Source organism: Bradyrhizobium lupini (assembly GCF_040939785.1).
In the GTDB taxonomy this organism is placed as follows: Bacteria; Pseudomonadota; Alphaproteobacteria; order Rhizobiales; family Xanthobacteraceae; genus Bradyrhizobium; species Bradyrhizobium canariense_D.
Map to the genome: position 1 here is coordinate 6,490,799 of NZ_CP162553.1, position 17,058 is coordinate 6,507,856.

The 17,058-nt window shown below is 63.6% G+C and carries 16 protein-coding genes and 3 pseudogenes; 12 read left to right on the forward strand and 7 right to left on the reverse strand.

Annotated features, from left to right (window positions below; genetic code table 11):
- Positions 1-44: 44 nt before the first annotated feature.
- From AB3L03_RS30825 to AB3L03_RS30835, 3 genes and pseudogenes are all read right to left on the reverse strand, one after another.
- Positions 45-1,250 carry a multidrug effflux MFS transporter gene (locus tag AB3L03_RS30825; protein ID WP_368507633.1) on the reverse strand — a complete coding sequence of 402 codons (1,206 nt, stop codon included), beginning with the start codon at positions 1,248-1,250 and terminating at the stop codon, positions 45-47.
- 145 nt (positions 1,251-1,395) lie between these two features.
- A pseudogene (gene fliP / locus AB3L03_RS30830) lies at positions 1,396-2,207 on the reverse strand (flagellar type III secretion system pore protein FliP).
- The gene (locus AB3L03_RS30835) at positions 2,204-3,175 is read right to left on the reverse strand and encodes a flagellar biosynthetic protein FliO (protein WP_085358955.1); all 972 of its coding nucleotides are present in this window, start codon (positions 3,173-3,175) and stop codon (positions 2,204-2,206) included. Before AB3L03_RS30835 ends, fliP begins: the two are co-directional and overlap by 4 nt.
- Positions 3,176-3,523: 348 nt before the next feature.
- On the opposite strand from AB3L03_RS30835, the gene flgB reads away from it, so the two are divergent.
- The 11 genes and pseudogenes from flgB (at position 3,524) to atzF (ending at position 12,475) form a co-directional block, all read left to right on the forward strand.
- The gene (gene flgB / locus AB3L03_RS30840) at positions 3,524-3,928 is read left to right on the forward strand and encodes a flagellar basal body rod protein FlgB (RefSeq protein WP_085349409.1); all 405 of its coding nucleotides are present in this window, start codon (positions 3,524-3,526) and stop codon (positions 3,926-3,928) included.
- Positions 3,929-3,943: 15 nt separating this feature from the next.
- The gene (flgC, locus tag AB3L03_RS30845; protein ID WP_007602149.1) at positions 3,944-4,369 is read left to right on the forward strand and encodes a flagellar basal body rod protein FlgC; all 426 of its coding nucleotides are present in this window, start codon (positions 3,944-3,946) and stop codon (positions 4,367-4,369) included.
- Positions 4,370-4,385: 16 nt separating this feature from the next.
- On the forward strand, positions 4,386-4,694 hold the full coding sequence (gene fliE / locus AB3L03_RS30850) for a flagellar hook-basal body complex protein FliE (protein WP_007612285.1): 309 nt from the start codon (positions 4,386-4,388) through the stop codon (positions 4,692-4,694).
- 63 nt (positions 4,695-4,757) lie between these two features.
- Positions 4,758-5,021 carry a flagellar biosynthesis protein FliQ gene (fliQ, locus tag AB3L03_RS30855; protein ID WP_007612284.1) on the forward strand — a complete coding sequence of 88 codons (264 nt, stop codon included), beginning with the start codon at positions 4,758-4,760 and terminating at the stop codon, positions 5,019-5,021.
- Positions 5,022-5,038: 17 nt separating this feature from the next.
- Positions 5,039-5,809 (forward strand): flagellar biosynthetic protein FliR, encoded by a 771-nt coding sequence (gene fliR, locus AB3L03_RS30860; RefSeq protein WP_007612283.1) that lies wholly within the window; start codon positions 5,039-5,041, stop codon positions 5,807-5,809.
- A gap of 11 nt (positions 5,810-5,820) precedes the next feature.
- Positions 5,821-6,900, forward strand: a complete 1,080-nt coding sequence (gene flhB / locus AB3L03_RS30865; RefSeq protein ID WP_085349408.1) for a flagellar biosynthesis protein FlhB — start codon at positions 5,821-5,823, stop codon at positions 6,898-6,900.
- A gap of 422 nt (positions 6,901-7,322) precedes the next feature.
- A complete protein-coding gene (locus tag AB3L03_RS30870; RefSeq protein ID WP_368509093.1) occupies positions 7,323-8,249 on the forward strand; it encodes a PAS domain-containing protein in 927 nt (308 codons plus the stop codon).
- Positions 8,228-8,362 (forward strand): annotated as a pseudogene (locus tag AB3L03_RS30875) (hypothetical protein); the annotation flags it as partial. The gene AB3L03_RS30870 and the pseudogene AB3L03_RS30875, both read left to right, overlap by 22 nt.
- A gap of 159 nt (positions 8,363-8,521) precedes the next feature.
- On the forward strand, positions 8,522-9,637 hold the full coding sequence (locus AB3L03_RS30880) for a response regulator (RefSeq protein WP_368509094.1): 1,116 nt from the start codon (positions 8,522-8,524) through the stop codon (positions 9,635-9,637).
- A gap of 292 nt (positions 9,638-9,929) precedes the next feature.
- Positions 9,930-10,922, forward strand: coding sequence for a Tim44-like domain-containing protein (locus AB3L03_RS30885; RefSeq protein ID WP_085349406.1), 993 nt, complete (start codon positions 9,930-9,932; stop codon positions 10,920-10,922).
- Between the two features lie 167 nt (positions 10,923-11,089).
- Positions 11,090-12,475 (forward strand): allophanate hydrolase, encoded by a 1,386-nt coding sequence (gene atzF / locus AB3L03_RS30890; RefSeq protein WP_085349433.1) that lies wholly within the window; start codon positions 11,090-11,092, stop codon positions 12,473-12,475.
- Positions 12,476-12,485: 10 nt separating this feature from the next.
- Here atzF and AB3L03_RS30895 read toward each other — a convergent pair whose 3' ends face one another.
- The 4 genes and pseudogenes from AB3L03_RS30895 to AB3L03_RS30910 all read right to left on the reverse strand — a co-directional run bounded on the left by AB3L03_RS30895 (position 12,486) and on the right by AB3L03_RS30910 (position 16,007).
- On the reverse strand, positions 12,486-13,211 hold the full coding sequence (locus AB3L03_RS30895) for a Crp/Fnr family transcriptional regulator (RefSeq protein ID WP_368507634.1): 726 nt from the start codon (positions 13,209-13,211) through the stop codon (positions 12,486-12,488).
- Positions 13,212-13,298: 87 nt separating this feature from the next.
- Positions 13,299-14,137 (reverse strand): annotated as a pseudogene (locus AB3L03_RS30900) (ABC transporter ATP-binding protein).
- A gap of 20 nt (positions 14,138-14,157) precedes the next feature.
- Entirely contained in the window at positions 14,158-14,814 is a 657-nt protein-coding gene (locus AB3L03_RS30905; RefSeq protein WP_240543214.1) for an ABC transporter permease, read from the reverse strand.
- A gap of 179 nt (positions 14,815-14,993) precedes the next feature.
- On the reverse strand, positions 14,994-16,007 hold the full coding sequence (locus AB3L03_RS30910) for an NrtA/SsuA/CpmA family ABC transporter substrate-binding protein (protein WP_368507635.1): 1,014 nt from the start codon (positions 16,005-16,007) through the stop codon (positions 14,994-14,996).
- A gap of 364 nt (positions 16,008-16,371) precedes the next feature.
- On the opposite strand from AB3L03_RS30910, the gene AB3L03_RS30915 reads away from it, so the two are divergent.
- Complete coding sequence (locus AB3L03_RS30915; protein WP_085349432.1) at positions 16,372-17,049, forward strand: lectin; 678 nt, start codon at positions 16,372-16,374, stop codon at positions 17,047-17,049.
- Positions 17,050-17,058: the final 9 nt, after the last annotated feature.

The following is a 17,058-nucleotide window of genomic DNA, read 5'->3' on the forward strand; positions in this document are numbered from 1 at the left end:
GGAAACAGGGAAGCAGCTAAGGCCAGCAAGCGACGTTAACGGGCTTAATTGAGCTTTCCCCGCACCTGATAAATTGCCGAGGCCAAGCTCGAGGCAAGCACTAGCACAAGACCAAGCCCGATCATGGGGTTGCTTGCGATCACCGCCGCAAGCGATACGCCTAGCGCCGCGGCCAACATCTGCCAGAAACCTAACAGGGCCGAGGCAGCACCGGCGCGATCGCCGAATGGCGAAAGAGCTTGCGCGCTGCAGAGCGGATTGACCATGCCCATGCCCAGCAGGAATACACATGCGCCGACAAGAAATGGCAAAAAGCGCCCGTCGAAAAGCGCGAATAGCAACACCATGCCGCCGCCGACACAGGCCAGCGCGAGACCGATGCAAATCGATCGGTCGAGACCAAGGTGCGGAACAATTCTGGTAGCGATAATGCCAGCACTAAAGACGATCATGACAGTGCCTGCGAAGAACAGGCCGAGTTGCATGGGTGTGAAGTCGAGGCCTTCTATCAAGACACGCGGCAACGCCGAAAACATTGCAAACAGCGCACCTAAGATGAGGCTAACAGTTGCGACAGGAACCAGGAAACGGCGGTCAGTCGATAGCAACCAGTAATTCTTGGAGATCGTCGAGAAATCGAACTCGGCTCGTGGCGCGTGGTGCGTTTCTCCGAAAGCCGCAAGAAATGCTAAAGCGGCGACGACGGCGAAGATTCCGACGAACACAAAGGCTGAACGCCAGCCAAAAAAATGATCCAGCGCGCCACCGACCAGGGGCGAGAATCCGGGCGCCGCTGCCATCGCAACCATAACAAAGGTGAGCACGCGCGCTAGCTTTTCGCCCTGGAAAAGATCTCTTGCGATAGCTCGCGAAAGGACAGACGTGGCACATGCGCCACCGGCCTGCACAACGCGACCAATCAATAGTGCCGCCAAATCATTGGCTAACGCGCACCATATGCTACCTGCGAAAAATACAGCAAACCCGATCATCACGGGTATGCGCCGGCCGAAACGATCCGACAACGGACCGACAACGAGTTGTCCGACCGCGAACATGGCGAGGAATATGGTGATAGTTGACGTTACCTGAGCGCTGGTGACGCCTACCGCGACGGCGATACTCGGTAGCGAAGGCAACAGAATGTTGGTGGCCAACGTGCCACTCGCAGACAACGCAGCAAGAACGGCGACCTGAAGACCAAGCGGCACGACCCGAGCGAGCAGATGGTTTTCGACGTTGCTGGTCATAAGCCGCTTCGGATCTAGGGATGATGACCATCATATCAATGACCCAATGAATGCGCAACCTGAGCATATTCCGATATGTCACGAGCCGCCGAACGCGCTGACGATGGCAGGCTTCCGCCTTACGCTGGTAAGCTCAAGTGCACGCCTACAAGCATCGGGCTAGAGAGGATAGGGTCGCTGACCGCTGCCCAGGACCGCTACCCCCGTAACTCTGCACCAGACTGCCTGCCACCAGCGACCAGCCGTCGACCAGCACGAAGAAGATCAACTTGAACGGCAGCGAGATCGTTGCCGGCGGCAGCATCATCATCCCCATCGACATCAGCACGGACGCGACGACGAGGTCGATGATCAGGAAGGGGAGGAACAGCAGAAAGCCGATCTCGAAGGCACGCTTCAGCTCCGAGATCATGAAGGCGGGGACGAGGATGCGTAAGCCGAGCTCGTCGGGGGTTGCCGGCGGCGGCTCGCCGGAGAGGTCCAGGAACAGCTTGAGGTCCTTCTCGCGCACGTTCTTCTGCATGAAGCCGCGCAGGGGACGGAGGCGCGCTGAAGCGCGTCCTCGACGCCGAGCTGATTTGCGACGAGCGGACGGATGCCTTCGTCGTAGGATTTTTGCAGGACGGGTCCCATCACGAAGAAGGTGAGGAACATCGCCAGGGCGATGATCACCGAGTTCGGCGGGGCGGTCGCTGTGCCCATCGCGGTGCGCAGCAGCGACAGCACGACCACGATGCGCGTGAACGACGTCATCATGATCAGGATCGACGGTGCGATCGACAGCACCGTGAGCAGCGCGATCAGCTGGATCGCGCGCTCGGTGACGCCGCCACCGCCAGCGCCTCCGCCGCCGAGATTGATGCTGATGTCCTGCGCATGTGCCGGCATCGCGAGCGAAGCCGCGCCGATCAGGACAGAAAGAAGAAAAACTCTACGCGGGAGGGCCGGCAGCCTCACGAAGACGGCTTCGGACGGCCGAGCAACGAGGCCATCTCGTCTTCGAGATTTTCAAAGCTGGTCTTTTCCGGAGCCGGCTTTGCGGCAGGTGCCGGTGGCGCCGGCGGCTCGCTGCGGGCCACACGCGGAGGAGCGGCCGGGGGCTCCGGGGCGACCGGTGGGGCAAGCGTCTCGCCGGCGGGGCGGCGCAGCGCAGCTTCGAGCCGCTGCGCCATCTCGGCGAGATTCTGCTCGGCGCTCGATGGCCCCCCAGGAGCGGACGCCGGCGGCGGAACGGGCGGAGCCTGCGGCACAGGCGGAGGAGGCGCGGCTACGCGCTCGGAGCGCACCGGAGGCGCCTTTACCGGCTCGCTCTGGCGGGGCGGGCGCGGCATCAGAGGGGGTTCGTTGCGCGCAACGCGCGGCGGAATAGGTTCGGGACGCGGCTCGCGCTCGGGGCGCGGCGCGAGCGGCTCGGAGGTGAAGCCGGCCAGTGGCGGCTCGTTGCGGCGTTCGGCCAGCCCGGGAGCGGGCCGGCGCACTTCGTCGGCGAAGGAGGGACGCGCGGGCCGCGGTGGCGGCTCGGGCATTTGCGGCTCGGGATGATCGAGCAGCTCGGGCCGCGGTGCTTCGTCGGCCCAGCTGCTGGTATCATGCATCGGCGCAAGACGCGGCGGCTCGGCGGCATTGGAACGCTGCGGGAGCTGGTCGCGGCCGGGTGCTGCGCGCACGATGTTGGGTTCGACGACGATGTCGGTGGGGCCACCGATCATCAGAAGATGCTCGACATTGTCACGCCGGACCAGCACCAGACGGCGGCGGCCGTCGACCGCGGCGGCATCGATCACGGCGAGCCGGGGCATCCGGCCGCGCTGGGTGTTTGCGCCAAGCCGGCTGGTGGCGAATCGGCGAACCAGCCATGCAGCGACGCCGATCAACGCCAGAACGACGATGAACGCGACGATGAAGGTGATAGGGCTGCCTTGCATACTTGTCCCCGACAAATGGCGCTTGTCTCGGGCCAGTGGTCAGATGCGCCAACCACCGGCTTACGTTGCCCCAAACTGCGATTTCTTAACGTCCCACGGCAAGTTTTGCCGTCCCCAACTCTTAATAACCCATGAATCGCTCGATCCAAAACGACTTCTTGACCTGTGAATGCGCCGCCAAGCGGTTGGGTTAATGCCGCTTTTGGAGGCGTAGAATCACGGGGCACGCGCAGTGGTGTCCCGCCGGGGGACAGCTGCCTGCGACCTCCTTAACCGGCTGTTAACCATACAGGCGGCAAATTCTGCCTAGCTTCGGACCTGGTCCGAGAGGCGGAAGGAGCCGCAACGATGTCCATCAACGATCTTCCGGTGCTATCGGCGCTTCGCACCAAGATGCAATGGCACCAGGAGCGCCAGCGCGTCCTGTCCGAGAACGTCTCCAATTCCGACACGCCCAAATTCCGTCCGCGCGACCTGGTCGAGCCGAAGCTGGACAGGAGCGGCGCCGTCACGGGTTCGATGGGTCCCTTGGCGCTCACCCGCACCAGCGGTTCCCATATGGCGCCGTCGGGCGCGGCCTCCGGATTCGACCAGAACAAGAATGCGGGTTTTGAGACACGCCCCGCCGGCAACGCCGTCAATCTCGAAGAGGAGATGATGAAGGCCGCCAGCAACCAGATGGATTATGCGGCGGCGACCTCGCTCTATTCGAAGAGCCTGCACCTGCTCAAGACCGCGATCGGCAAGGGCTAGGGCTGGAGATAGACCATGGCGAATGACAGCAGCGACTTTGCCCGTTCAATGGCGATCGCGACCTCCGGTCTGCGGGCGCAGGCCGGGCGCATGCGGGTGATCTCGGAGAATATCGCGAATGCGGATTCGACCTCGCAGACCGCCGGCGGCGATCCTTACCGGCGCAAGGTGCCGACCTTCTCCTCCGCGCTCGACCGTACACTCGACGCGCAGGTCGTCACCCTCGGCAGGATCAAGCCCGACCAGTCCAATTTCCGCACCAAATACGAGCCGAACAATCCGGCGGCGGATGCGACCGGTAACGTCAAATATCCCAACGTGAACTCGGTGGTCGAGATGACCGACATGCGCGACGCGCAGCGGTCGTACGAGGCCAACCTCAACATCATCAGCGCGACGCGCCGGATGATCCAGCGCACCCTCGACATCCTCAAGAGCTGAACAGGACATTTGAACCATGGCAACACCGACAATTGCCGCCAACGCCTATGCAAACCTCGCTCGCGTGCTGGAGAACAGCGGTGCCGGCAAGGGCAGCGAGCCGAGCGGGCAGTCCTTCGCCTCTCTTCTGAAAGATACTGTCGGCAGCGTCCTGGAGTCCGGCCGTAAATCGGACGCACAGACGGTGGCGATGGCCGCCGGGAAGGCCAACGTGATGGACGTGGTGACGGCGGTCGCAGATACCGACGTCGCCGTGTCCACGCTGGTCTCTGTCCGCGACCGCGTGATCGCGGCCTATGAAGACATCATGAAGATGCCGATCTGATTTTTCTGGTTCGTGTGTCCTCATCAAGAGGTGGGGATGAGAGTTGAATAAAGGAACTGCGAAATGACCGGACCGGAAACCCTCGACGTCGCGCGTGATGCGATCTGGACGATCGTGATCGTGTCGTCGCCCCTGATGGTGGTCGGCCTCGTGGTCGGCGTCGTCGTGTCGCTGTTCCAAGCGCTGACGCAGATCCAGGAACAGACGCTGATCTACGTGCCGAAAATCCTGGCCATCTTTGCCACAATGCTGTTGGCCTTGCCATTCATGGCAGACGCACTGCATTCCCACATGCTGCGGATATCGTCGCGAATCATCGGCGGCTGAGGCACTATGCGCCTATCATGCGCATCGACGTCTCGCTGCTGCCGGCGCTTGCCGCCTCCTTCATGCTCGCCTTTGCCCGGGTCGGCGCGATGGTGATGCTGTTGCCGGGCCTGGGCGAGACCAATATCCCGACACGGATCAAATTGTCGATCGCGCTGCTGCTCACGCTGATCATCCTGCCGCTGCATCGCAATGCCTATCAGGTCGACATGGGCTCGATCGCGCCGCTGCTGGTCCTGATGCTGCATGAGATCGTGATCGGCATCGTGCTGGGAGCGACCGCGCGGGTGACGTTGTCGGCGCTGCAGGTTGCCGGTGCCGTGATCGCGCAGCAGATGGGGCTCGGCTTCGTCACTTCGGTCGATCCGACTCAGGGACAGCAGGGCGTGCTGGTCGGCAACTTCCTGACGATACTGGGGGTGACATTGCTGTTCGCCACCGACAGCCATCATCTGGTGATCGCGGCGCTGAACGACAGCTACACGATCTTCGCGCCGGGCGAGACCGTGTCGAGCGGCGATGTCGCCGCACTGGCGACGCGCGCCTTTGCCGCCGCGTTCCGCCTGGGCTTGCAACTTTCCGGACCGTTCCTGGTGTTCGGCCTCGTCTTCAACATCGGACTCGGCGTGCTGGCGCGGTTGATGCCGCAGATGCAGGTCTATTTCGTCGGCGTGCCGCTGTCGATCTTCGCCGGCTTCCTGGTGCTTGCCGTCGTGCTCACGGCGATGATGGGCACCTTTCTCGACTACTTCATCGGTGTCATGCACCAGATGATGCCACTCAAGTGACCGGGTGATCGATGGCGGAAGACAACGATCCAGAGAGTCAAACAGAAGACCCGACGCAAAAACGTCTCGAAGAGGCGCTCGAACGCGGTGACGTCGCCAAGAGCCAGGAGATCAACACCTGGTTCATGATCGCGGGCGCCACGCTCGTCGTCTCGAGCTTCTCGGGATCGGTCGGCAGCGGGCTGTTGGCGCCGATGCGCAACCTGCTCGCCAATTCCTGGATGATCAAGACCGACGGCAGGGCTCTGCTCGCCCTGATGCAGCAGATCGAAGTCGCGGTGCTGGCGGCGGTGGGCGTGCCGCTACTGATGCTGGTGCTGGCGGCAATTGCCGGCAACGTGCTGCAGCACCGACTGGTCTGGTCGGCCGAATCCCTCAAGCCCAAGTTCAGCAAGCTGTCGCCTGCCGAAGGCCTCAAGCGCATCTTCGGCAAGCAAGCGGCGGCGAACTTCCTCAAGGGTCTCGGCAAGCTGATCGTGCTCGGCGCGGTCATGACCGTGATCCTGTGGCCGGAGCGGCATCGCATGGAGGCGATGGTCAGGCTCGATCCGGCTGCCCTGCTCGGCGCCTCCACCAGCCTGACCATTCATCTGCTCGGCGCGGTGGTCGCGGCGCTCGCGATCATCGCCATCGGCGACTATTTCTTCCAGTATCGCAGCTGGTTCCAGCGGCAGAAGATGTCGCTCCAGGAGATCAAGGAAGAGTACAAGCAGTCCGAAGGCGACCCGCACATCAAGGGCAAGCTCAGGCAACTGCGCCAGCAGCGCTCCAAGAAGCGCATGATGGCGGCGGTTCCCAAGGCCTCGGTGATCATCACCAACCCGACCCACTATTCGATCGCGTTGTCCTACGAGCGCGGCATGTCGGCGCCGATCTGCGTCGCCAAGGGCGTCGACAACCTCGCTTTCAAGATCCGGGAGATCGCGCGCGAGCACGACATCCCGATCGTCGAGAACGTGCCGCTCGCCCGCGCGCTCTACGCCACCGTCGAGATCGACGAGGAAATCCCGACCGAGCACTACCATGCGGTCGCCGAAGTCATCGGCTACGTCATGCGTCTAAAGAGCGGATTCGGTGCCACCCGGCAATAAAACCCCTGAAAAGTACTGGAAATGGCCGTAATCTGGGAATCAGCGTACCTTTCGCCCCTGCTGCCCTTGCGCCTGCGGGTCCGATTCAGGCAGGGAGGACCCTGCGCGCCCTGTAGCGCGTTGATTCTCTGCCGACAGGCTTGTGCCAGCTTGAGATGACTGCCGAGACCGACCACGACCTCACACGCGAGCCCGTTGCGGCGCACGAGCCGTCGCCGCGCTCGGGCAGCATTGCGCTGGTGCTGCTGGTGGCCGCCGGCCTCGTCGCCGTTGCCGTCGGGTTGATGACGCTCGGGCGCGCGCAGGCCCAGCCCTATATCCTCGGTATCCTCGCCGTGCTGGCGATGGTCGGCCTGTTCAACCTGTTCGCCTTCGCCGCCGGCATCATCCGCTTCGCCGATCGCAATCTCGACGATCCCGTGATGGGGCGCATCGCCGACCACGCCTTCGACGGCCTCGCCGTGACCGACCCGCGCGGCCATGTGGTCTATTCCAATGCGGCCTACCTGACGCTGACCGGCGCCGCCGGTCCGCAGGACGTGCGCCCCGTGGAGCGCGTCTTCATCGGCAACCCCGACGTCTCCGAGGCGGTGTTCCGCCTCTTGAAAGCCGCGCGCGAAGGCAAGCGGCAGCAGGAAGAGGTCCGCATCTCCGGCAATGATGGCAGCCAGGGCCGCTGGCTCCGCATGCGGGTGCGGCCCCTCGGCACCGGCAAGCGCGAGACGAGATACGCGGTGTGGTCGATCGCAGACATCACCCGCGACCGCGAGCGCCAGGAGGACGTGTTCCAGGAACTCCAGCACGCGATCGAATATCTCGATCACGCGCCCTGCGGCTTCTTCTCGGTCAATCCGGCCGGGGAGCTCGCTTACGTCAACGCGACGCTGGCGAACTGGCTCGACTACGACCTCGCCGAGATCGGCTCGGGCGGGCTGAAGCTCACCGACATCGTCTCCGGCGACGGTGCTTCGCTGCTCACCGCGATCGTGGCGGTGCCGGGCGAGGTCAAGACGGAAGTCTTCGACATCGACCTGCGCATGCGTACCGGCAAGACCATGCCGGTTCGGCTCTATCACAAGCTCGCCTTCGGCGCCGACGGTGCGCCGGGCCCGTCGCGCACGCTGGTGATCAGCCGTGCCCGCGACGAGCGCAGCGATCCCGACCGCGCCGCCGAAGTGCGCTTCATGCGCTTTTTCGACCATACCCCGATGGCGATCGCCACCGTCGACCGCGGCGGCAACGTCGTGCGCGCCAATGCGCGCTACGCCAAGCTCGGGCAGGCACTGGGGCTCGACAGCGCCAGCAAGTCGATCTTCCGCGCCGTCAATTCGCGCGACCGGCACCTTTGATCGCGGCCATCAACCAGGCTGCGGAGGGCCAGGCCGACGTCGCGCCGGTCGAAGTGGCGCTCGAAGGAACCAGAGAGCGCTGGGGCCAGTTCTTCGTCACGCCGGTGGATGCGGCCGAGAACGACGCCGAAGTCGCCATTGTGCACATGCTCGAGACCACCGAGCGGCGCGCGCTGGAGAACCAGATCAACCAGTCGCAGAAGATGGAGACCGTCGGCCAGCTCGCGGGCGGCATCGCCCACGACTTCAACAACGTGCTCTCCGCCATCATGATGGCGAACGACTTCCTGCTGAACGCGCACAAGCCGACCGACCCGTCGTTCCAGGACATCATGCAGATCAAGCAGAACGCGACGCGGGCCGCCACGCTGGTGCGACAGTTGCTGGCGTTCTCGCGCCGGCAGACGCTGCGGCCGCAGGTGCTCGACCTCGGCGATGCGCTCTCCGATCTCGCCATGCTGCTGCGCCGGCTGATCGGCGAGAAGGTCAAGCACGAGACCATCCACGGCCGAGATCTCTGGCCGGTCAAGGTCGACGTCTCCCAGTTCGAGCAGGTCATCGTCAACCTCGCGGTCAACGCGCGCGACGCCATGCCCGACGGCGGCAAGCTGATCATCCGCACCGCAAACGTCACCACCGAGGAAGCGGCCAGGCTGGCCTACAAGGGCATGCCAGCCGCCGACTATGTGCGGATCGAGGTCGCCGACACCGGTACCGGCATTCCCGCCGACATCCGCGGCAAGATCTTCGAGCCGTTCTTCTCGACCAAGGAGGTCGGCAAGGGCACCGGCCTCGGGCTCTCCACCGTCTATGGCATCGTCAAGCAGACCGGCGGTTTCATTTACGTGGACTCCGAGCCCGGGCAGGGCACCTCGTTCCACATCTTCCTGCCGCGCCATCATGCCGAGCCGGAGGTGCAGGTCGAGCAGCCGGCGCCGGTCGTTGGCGCCAGCAATGGTGCCGCGAAGGAGGCCGGGTCCGTGGCGGACGCCAAGCCCCGCACCGATCTCACCGGACAGGGCACCATCCTCCTGGTCGAGGACGAGGAGGGTCTGCGCGCGCTCAACGCACGCGGGCTGCGCTCGCGCGGCTACACCGTGGTCGAGGCCGAGAACGGCGTCGAGGCGCTGGAGGTGCTGGAAGAGCAGAGCGGCGGAATCGATCTCGTCGTGTCCGACGTCGTCATGCCGGAGATGGACGGCCCGACATTGCTCAAGGCGATGCGCGAGAAGAACCCCGACATCAAGTTCATCTTCGTTTCCGGCTACGCCGAGGACGCGTTCGAGAAGAGCCTGCCCGAAGGCCAGCAGTTCGACTTCCTGCCCAAGCCGTTCACACTTAGCCAGCTCGTGGCGGCCGTGAAGGAGACGATGGCGAAGGCGGGGTGAGGGCGCGGGCTCCACATTCTCCGTCATTGCGAGGAGCGAAGCGACGAAGCAATCCAGTTGCCTCCGCGGAAACAGCCTGGATTGCTTCGCTTCGCTCGCAATGACGGAAAAAAGCTGAACTGCTGTCGCCAAACCGACCGGTAGCCGGCGACCGCGGCTCCTTTTGCACACCCGGCCAAGCCGCCGCCAAATATGGGCTTTTGCCACATCCCCGCGACTGAGGGCCGCAGCCATAAGTTCCGATAGTGGCTTCCTTTTTACGGAAGGCTGCCCATCTTAGGGGCACATCCCCATGCCGGGGATCTGGGAAACCAACATGAATTTCTCGCAACGCTCCCGCAGTCTCTTCAAGACGATTGCCGTCGTGCTGGCGCTTGCGCTGCCGACTGCGCTGGCGATCTCGTCCGCCGACGCGCGCGTCGGTGGCGGTATGTCGTCGGGTTCGCGCGGTTCGCGCACCTATTCGGCCCCGCCATCGACCACGACCGCGCCGGGCTCGACCTCGCAGTTCAATCGGACCTACACCCAGCCGGGCGCAGGCATGAATTCGGCTGCCGCCGCACCCGCGCGTGGCGGTCTGTTCGGCCGGGCCGGCGGCTTCATGGGCGGCCTTGCGGCCGGGTTCCTCGGCGCGGGCCTGCTCGGCATGCTGTTCGGCGGTGGCCTGTTCGGCGGCCTCGGTGGCCTGTCGTCGATCATCGGCCTGATCATCCAGATCGTCCTCGTGGTGCTCGTGGTTCGGCTGGCGATGTCCTGGTGGCAGCGCCGCCACACCCCGCAGGCGGCCTATGCCAATGCTGACGCCGGTGCCGGTCCGGGACCGCAGGCGAACAATCGTAGTGGTCTTGGCGGTGGCTTCGGCTTCGGCGCCAACAACGCACCGCTCGAGATCAAGCCGGACGACTATGAAGCGTTCGAGCGCCTGCTCAGCGACGTCCAGTCGGCCTGGTCCAACGAGGACGTGGCCAAGCTGCACACGCTCGCGACGCCGGAAATGGTCTCCTATTTCGAGCAGGACCTCGGCCAGAACCGCGCGCGCAATGTCGTCAACAAGGTCAGCGGTGTGAAGCTGTTGCAGGGCGACCTCGCGGAATCCTGGCGCGAAGGCGAGACCGATTACGCGACGGTGGCGCTGCGCTTCGCGCTCACCGACAAGACGCTCGACCGCAATACCGGCGCGATTGTCGCCGGCAGCGAGCAGCCGGGCGAGGCCACCGAAGTCTGGACCTTTGCCCGACGTCCGGGCGGCACTTGGGAATTGTCGGCGATCCAGCAGACCAACTGATCGCCCGTATAGCGACAAACGAGGGCGTCGTGCTTCGGCACGGCGCCCTTTTTGTTTGAGCGGCGCGTTTCCGGTCACGCGGCCATTTGGGGGAAGCACTTAATTGCTTGTTGGCCGCGCAGAGCTGCCGCAATTTCGCGCCTGCCGGTTGGATGAGGAGATATTCCGTGAGCCAGTGTGTCGCGCGCCTCAGGACAAACTACGAAGGCATTGCCAGGAGTTCGTCCCTGCTGCTGGAGGCGATCGGAACGGCGTATGACCGGATCGAGGCCGAGCGCGACCGCAATTGCTGGATCTATCTTCGCCCGCGGCAGGAGGCACTCGAAGAATGCCATAAGCTGGTGGCGCGCGCGCGGACGGGCGAAAATCTTCCGCTGCTCGGCATTCCATTTGGTGTGAAGGACAACATCGACGTCGCGGGAATGCCGACCACTGCCGCATGTCCGGCGTTCAGCTATACGCCCTGGCATTCCGCGCATAGCGTCGAACGCCTCACCGCAGCCGGCGCAATTTGCCTCGGAAAGACCAATCTCGATCAGTTCGCCACAGGCCTGTCCGGCGTGCGCTCGCCCCATGGCCCCTGCGCGTCGGTTGCCGATGCGCGCTATGTTGCGGGCGGTTCCAGTTCCGGCTCCGCGGTCGCCGTGGCGGCGGGGCACGTCGCCTTTGCGCTCGGCACCGATACCGGCGGCTCGGGGCGCATACCTGCCGGGTTCAACAACATCGTCGGAATCAAGCCGACCGTTGGGCTGGTGTCATCACGTGGCCTGGTGCCGAATTGTCCGACGATCGATTGCGTGTCGGTATTCTGCAATACCGTCAGCGACGGCGAAGCAATCCTCGACATCATCGAAGGGTTTGATTTCGAAGATCCCTACAGCCGCCTGCCCAGAACCTTTTTCCCCGCCAACGGTGCGGCGGCATCATTCCGGTTCGGCCGCGTTGCGCCAGCAGATCTCGAATGCTTCGGCATGTCGGAATGCGGCGAACTCTACGAGAGTGCCTGCGAACGTCTTGCTCATATCGGAGGAACGGCGATCGAGGTGGACTTCGCCCCATTCCGCCAGGCCGGGGAGTTGATGTTCAGCGGTCCCTGGGTCGCGGAGCGGCACTCGGCCATCGCTTCGCTCATCGACGTCGAATCCGGCGCCTTGCTTGATGTCACGAGGACCGTGCTGGGCTCAGCCGCCGGGTATTCGGCGATCGACACGTTTGGCGCCATTCACCGGCTGCACCGGCTTCGCCGCGACGCCGAAGCAATCTTTGCCGGCATCGATGCCCTGGTGGTTCCGACTGCACCGCGGCCGTTCACACTGGAGGAGATGCATCGTGATCCGATCACCCTCAACAATCGTCTGGGCTACTACTCGTACTTTGCCAATCTACTCGATCTCTGCGGCGTCGCCGTTCCGAATACGAAATTGCCGAACGGCATGCCCATGGGCGTGACCCTGCTGGCGCCGGCCTGGCACGATCGCGCGCTGATCGGACTCGCACGGCGGTTCGAGGCCGGCGCAGACGGATCGGCATTCGAATTGAAGTCTGGCGGCTAACGGGCGGACATTATCCCATCGCCTGCCCAAGTGTAGAAACATCCAGGATCGCAATCACGGATCTTTCGTATCTGATCACGCCTTCATCCTGGAGCCGCGCGAGTTGCACGGTCACCCATTGGCGGGTGGATCCGATCAGATTGGCAAGGTCGCCGTGCGTAAACGGCATGCCGACGACGATCTCGCCGTCGCGTTTCACGCCGTAGACATGCGACAGGAAGATCAGCAGGCTATGCAGCCGCTCGGTGACCGAGCGCGTCCCAAGCATCTGGGCCATTGCCGAATAGCATCGCGCCTTGAATGCGAGGGCATCCAGCAAGGCGACGGCGATTGCCGGCGATTCGAGCGCAAGCCGCCGCAATGCCAGTCCGGGCATGAACGTCAACCGGCTGCGCTCGGCCGCAACCGATGTCCACATATGCGGGCCTGTCCCGAAGATGTCGGGCCCGCCGACGAAGTTGCCTGGAAACCAATAGGCGAGCGTGACTTCGCGCCCCGACGGTGCGGCATAGTAGCTGCGTATGCGCCCCTCGCTGATCAGGTAGATCCCGGCCTGTGCGTCGCCCTGGGACCACACCAGTTGGCCGGCTTCCAGGAACTTTTCGCGTCCGATCGCACGCAAGCGATTGCAATCAGCCCGGTTGAGACCATCCAATAAGCCGGGCAGCGGTCTGACGAGATCGTCCGACTCCGCGAGCATCACACCTGCCGCTATCGCGCTGTTCGCCCTGTGCATGGCCGGCTCCGCATGTGAGACCTGGCATCGGCTATTCAAGAACCATGCCAGCTCCCTGCGTTCGCCTCAGACGCGGACTCCGCGTCATCAGTCCGCGTCCGACTGATTGAATGCCCGCAACCCTTCTGCGCGGATGACGTCGAGACAATCTTTCTTGAGCGAAAGATATGCTGGCTCGACCATGACAGAACTCGACCGCGGGCGCGGCAGCTTGACCGCGACTTCGCGCAGGATGCGGCCAGGTCCCGCGCTCATGATGAGAACGCGGTCGGCCAGCACGATGGCTTCATCGATGTCATGCGTCACGAACACGATCGTCGCCTTGATCCGGTCGCGCAGCGCCAGCAGATTGTCTTGCATCACGGCGCGGGTCTGCGCGTCGAGCGCCCCGAAGGGCTCGTCCATCAGCAGCACACGGGGCTGATTGGCCAGCGCTCGCGCGATCGCCACGCGCTGTTGCATGCCGCCGGACAGCGTCATCGGATAAGCGTCGGCGAAACGCTTGAGGCCGACCATCGCGATCAGATCGTCGGCGATGGCATACGCTTCCGTCGTGGACTTTCCGAGCATCCTGGGACCGTGGGCGATGTTGCTGCGGACGGACTTCCAGGGGAAAGATGCGGCTGCTGGAACACCATGCCGACATCGGGACGCGGACTGTAGACGGGCGCACCCTCGACCAGGATCTCGCCTTCGAACGGCACTTCCAGCCCGGCGATCGTATTGAGCACCGTCGACTTGCCGCAGCCGGAGGGACCGGCGATGCAAACGAACTCGCCAGGCGCCACGTCAAACGAAACGCGATCGACCGCGATGATCTGCCCGCGCTTGGTGTCGAAAACGATGCTCAGGTTCGAGACTTGAATGGCCGGTTGTTTTCGCGCCGATTCGACGGAGGCAGGCGAACTTGCCAGTGCCAGTTTCATGCCCGATCGAGATCCCGACATCAGCGCCACCAGACGATACGTTCGGCAAGAGCCGCAAACAGCCGGTCGGCGATGAACGACATCAACCCGAGCGCTGCGAGCCCGCCCATGACCTGGCCCGTTTGCAAATTCTGCTGCGCAATCTCGATCCTGTAGACAATGCCGGCGAAAGCGCCGGCCAGTTCAGCCGCGACGAGCGTGTAGAAGGAGATGCTGACGGCGGTGCGCAACCCGACGACAATGTAGGGAAGCGCGCCCAGCAGCACGATCTCCTGCAGCATCTGCCGTCGGGGCGTGCCGAGCATCAATGCCGCCCGAATCAGGCCGCGGTCGACCTTCTGCACGCCGATGTGAGTCGAAAGCCACACCGTGAAGAATACGCCCCATACGACGAGGAACAATTTTCCCGCCTCCGACAGGCCGAACCAGAGGATGACGATCGGCACGAACGCAATCGGCGGAATTGGCCGCAAGATATGGAATAGCGGGGACAGCAAGCTCGAGATAACGGGGAATTGGCCGGTGAGAACACCGAGCAGGATGCCGAGCGCGCCGCCTATGATGAATCCCGTGGTGACGCGAAAGAGGCTGGCCAACAGATCGCTAAAGAACTGTCCGCTTCGTATCCACTCAAGCACGGCCGCAGCAACCACCGTCGGCGGTGGAAACAGCACCATGTTGACGGTCCCGGAACGGGAGACCAGTTCCCAGAACCCAATGAACAAGGGAAGCGAAAGCGCCCCGACCAGAATATTGAGGCGGCGAAGCCGAACTGAATTCGGCCGAGCGCGACCGCCAGTGCGGATGGCAATATCGCGTCCTGCTGACGTGGCTTCCTGCATGGCCGCGCGGGTGCCTATTTCCACGACAGGGTGACGCGTGCGGGATCGACCTTTTTCAGTGGCTCGGTGACGACGACCTTGCTGAAGTCGGGCATCGCCGCTCCCGGAGGATGGTTGCCGCTCTCGAGGCGCCATGCGGAATGGGTCTTCAGAATCTCGATGAGCCGGTCGTCGAGACGCACCCGGTAAACATAGTCGGCCCAGATGGGGGCGAGTTCGTCCCGCTTCATTCCAACTGCGTCCGCGACTGTCGTGATTGCTTCATCCGGCTGTGCCTTCATCCAGATCTCGGCATCGATCAGTGCGGCGATGAATTTCTCGACCAGCACTGGGTTGGCGTCCAGGTACGGCTTCATGACGACGATATTGAACGTCTCGGAATAGGTGCCTTTTGTATCTACCTCAGTGACGGCTTCGCCCATTGCCTTCTTCGCGTTGGCGACGTGGGGCTCCCAGGTGTCGATCGCGTCGATGCTTCCGGCCGCGAGTGCCGGCAGCATCTCCTGCGGCCGCAGATTGACGAGGGTGACATCCTTGGGCGTCAATCCCGCCGACTTCAGCAAGGTCGCCGTGTAAACCTCGCTACCGGTGCCGGCAGTGAAGGCGATTCGCTTGCCGCGAAGATCTGCCTTGGTCTTGACGCCGGCCTTGGCCGCGACGAGCGTCTTGAGATCGGAATATTCCATCCCGGCGATGAAGGCGATGGGCTGGTTTGCCATCGTCGATGCGGTGACCGGCGCCTCCGCCGTGGTCGCGATGTCGGCACCGCCCCCGATCACGGTGTCCAGGCACTGCTTGCCGGACGTGAAGTTCGAAACCGTGATGTCCAGACCGTGCTTTTCGAAGATTCCCTTCGACTTGGCGACGATCGCAAGGCCGGAGATCGGTGCGAGATTTTCCGCCAGCCGGGCTTTGAGCAGTTCCGCGGCCAAGGCGCAGTTCGGACCCAGGGCAAGACCGACGACAAGGCAGCAAAGGGTGGCGCGGCCGGCAATTGTCGTGATTGGGCGGATTGTGGTCCGGTGCATGAACGATCTCCCCTTGCGCCGCGCGCTACGCAGCCCCGATGTCATCGCGGATGCCGCCCTGAACGGTCCCGCCACAGTCCCCCGCGTCCTCCCCTGGACGATCACTTGAGGATCGGCCCATTTGGTATGCTCGCCCGGCACCATTGTCCCGGGAAGCAATTAATCGACATGGCAGTCGGGAAGCGGCTGGGAATCGTCGGCGATCCCGTCGACCAACTGATCGCAGACGACATGAAAAAAACAGGGCATCGTGCTCCTTGCACGGGGCCTTTTTCTTTGGGCGTCTCGCATCGCGGCATCGGAATAAGCGGGCTTGCGTCGGGTTGAAATCTGGCGGCCAACGACAACACAAATGGAGGACAGGATGATCCGCATTGAGAGAACCATGACGATTTCAGGCCTCGCGCTCGCTGCGGCCTTGCTTGCGGCGCCATCGGCGCAGGCGCAGTCGGCCAACATGACGTTCTTCGTGACTTCCAACGGTCCTGGCAAAGGCGCCGATCTCGGCGGTCTGGAGGGGGCCGATGCGCAGTGCCAGAAGCTGGCCCAGGCCGGCGGCGCCGGCAGTAAGACCTGGCGCGCCTATCTCTCCACGCAGGCCGCCGACGGCAAGCCGGCCGTCAACGCGCGCGACCGCATCGGCAAGGGACCGTGGCAGAACGCCAAGGGCGTGGAAATCGCCAAGGACGTGGCCGATTTGCACAGCGCCAACAAGATCAGCAAGGAGACAGCGCTGACCGAGAAGGGCGAGATTGTAAACGGCTATGGCGACCAGCCTAACCGGCACGACATTCTCACGGGATCGCAGTCCGACGGCACCGCGTTTGCGGGTCCCGACGACCGCACCTGCAAAAACTGGACGTCGAGTACGCAAGGCGCGGCGATGCTCGGCCACTCCGACATCAACGGCCCTGCGACCAACCCGACGGTCAAATCCTGGAACACCGCACACCCCTCGCGCGGACCCGACGGCGGCTGCTCGCAGGCCGATCTGAAGAGCACCGGCGGCGACGGCCTGCTGTATTGCTTCGCGTCGAATTGAGGCTTCCGT

Excerpts from the sequence above, each read along its gene's own strand:
- AB3L03_RS30825 (WP_368507633.1), bottom strand. The coding sequence starts at position 1,250 with ATGACCAGCAACGTCGAAAACCATCTGCTCGCTCGGGTCGTGCCGCTT.
- AB3L03_RS30835 (WP_085358955.1), bottom strand. The coding sequence starts at position 3,175 with ATGCAAGGCAGCCCTATCACCTTCATCGTCGCGTTCATCGTCGTTCTG.
- flgB (WP_085349409.1), top strand. The coding sequence starts at position 3,524 with ATGTCCATCAACGATCTTCCGGTGCTATCGGCGCTTCGCACCAAGATG.
- flgC (WP_007602149.1), top strand. The coding sequence starts at position 3,944 with ATGGCGAATGACAGCAGCGACTTTGCCCGTTCAATGGCGATCGCGACC.
- fliE (WP_007612285.1), top strand. The coding sequence starts at position 4,386 with ATGGCAACACCGACAATTGCCGCCAACGCCTATGCAAACCTCGCTCGC.
- fliQ (WP_007612284.1), top strand. The coding sequence starts at position 4,758 with ATGACCGGACCGGAAACCCTCGACGTCGCGCGTGATGCGATCTGGACG.
- fliR (WP_007612283.1), top strand. The coding sequence starts at position 5,039 with ATGCGCATCGACGTCTCGCTGCTGCCGGCGCTTGCCGCCTCCTTCATG.
- flhB (WP_085349408.1), top strand. The coding sequence starts at position 5,821 with ATGGCGGAAGACAACGATCCAGAGAGTCAAACAGAAGACCCGACGCAA.
- AB3L03_RS30870 (WP_368509093.1), top strand. The coding sequence starts at position 7,323 with ATGGGGCGCATCGCCGACCACGCCTTCGACGGCCTCGCCGTGACCGAC.
- AB3L03_RS30880 (WP_368509094.1), top strand. The coding sequence starts at position 8,522 with ATGGCGAACGACTTCCTGCTGAACGCGCACAAGCCGACCGACCCGTCG.
- AB3L03_RS30885 (WP_085349406.1), top strand. The coding sequence starts at position 9,930 with ATGCCGGGGATCTGGGAAACCAACATGAATTTCTCGCAACGCTCCCGC.
- AB3L03_RS30895 (WP_368507634.1), bottom strand. The coding sequence starts at position 13,211 with ATGCACAGGGCGAACAGCGCGATAGCGGCAGGTGTGATGCTCGCGGAG.
- AB3L03_RS30905 (WP_240543214.1), bottom strand. The coding sequence starts at position 14,814 with ATGGTGCTGTTTCCACCGCCGACGGTGGTTGCTGCGGCCGTGCTTGAG.
- AB3L03_RS30910 (WP_368507635.1), bottom strand. The coding sequence starts at position 16,007 with ATGCACCGGACCACAATCCGCCCAATCACGACAATTGCCGGCCGCGCC.
- AB3L03_RS30915 (WP_085349432.1), top strand. The coding sequence starts at position 16,372 with ATGATCCGCATTGAGAGAACCATGACGATTTCAGGCCTCGCGCTCGCT.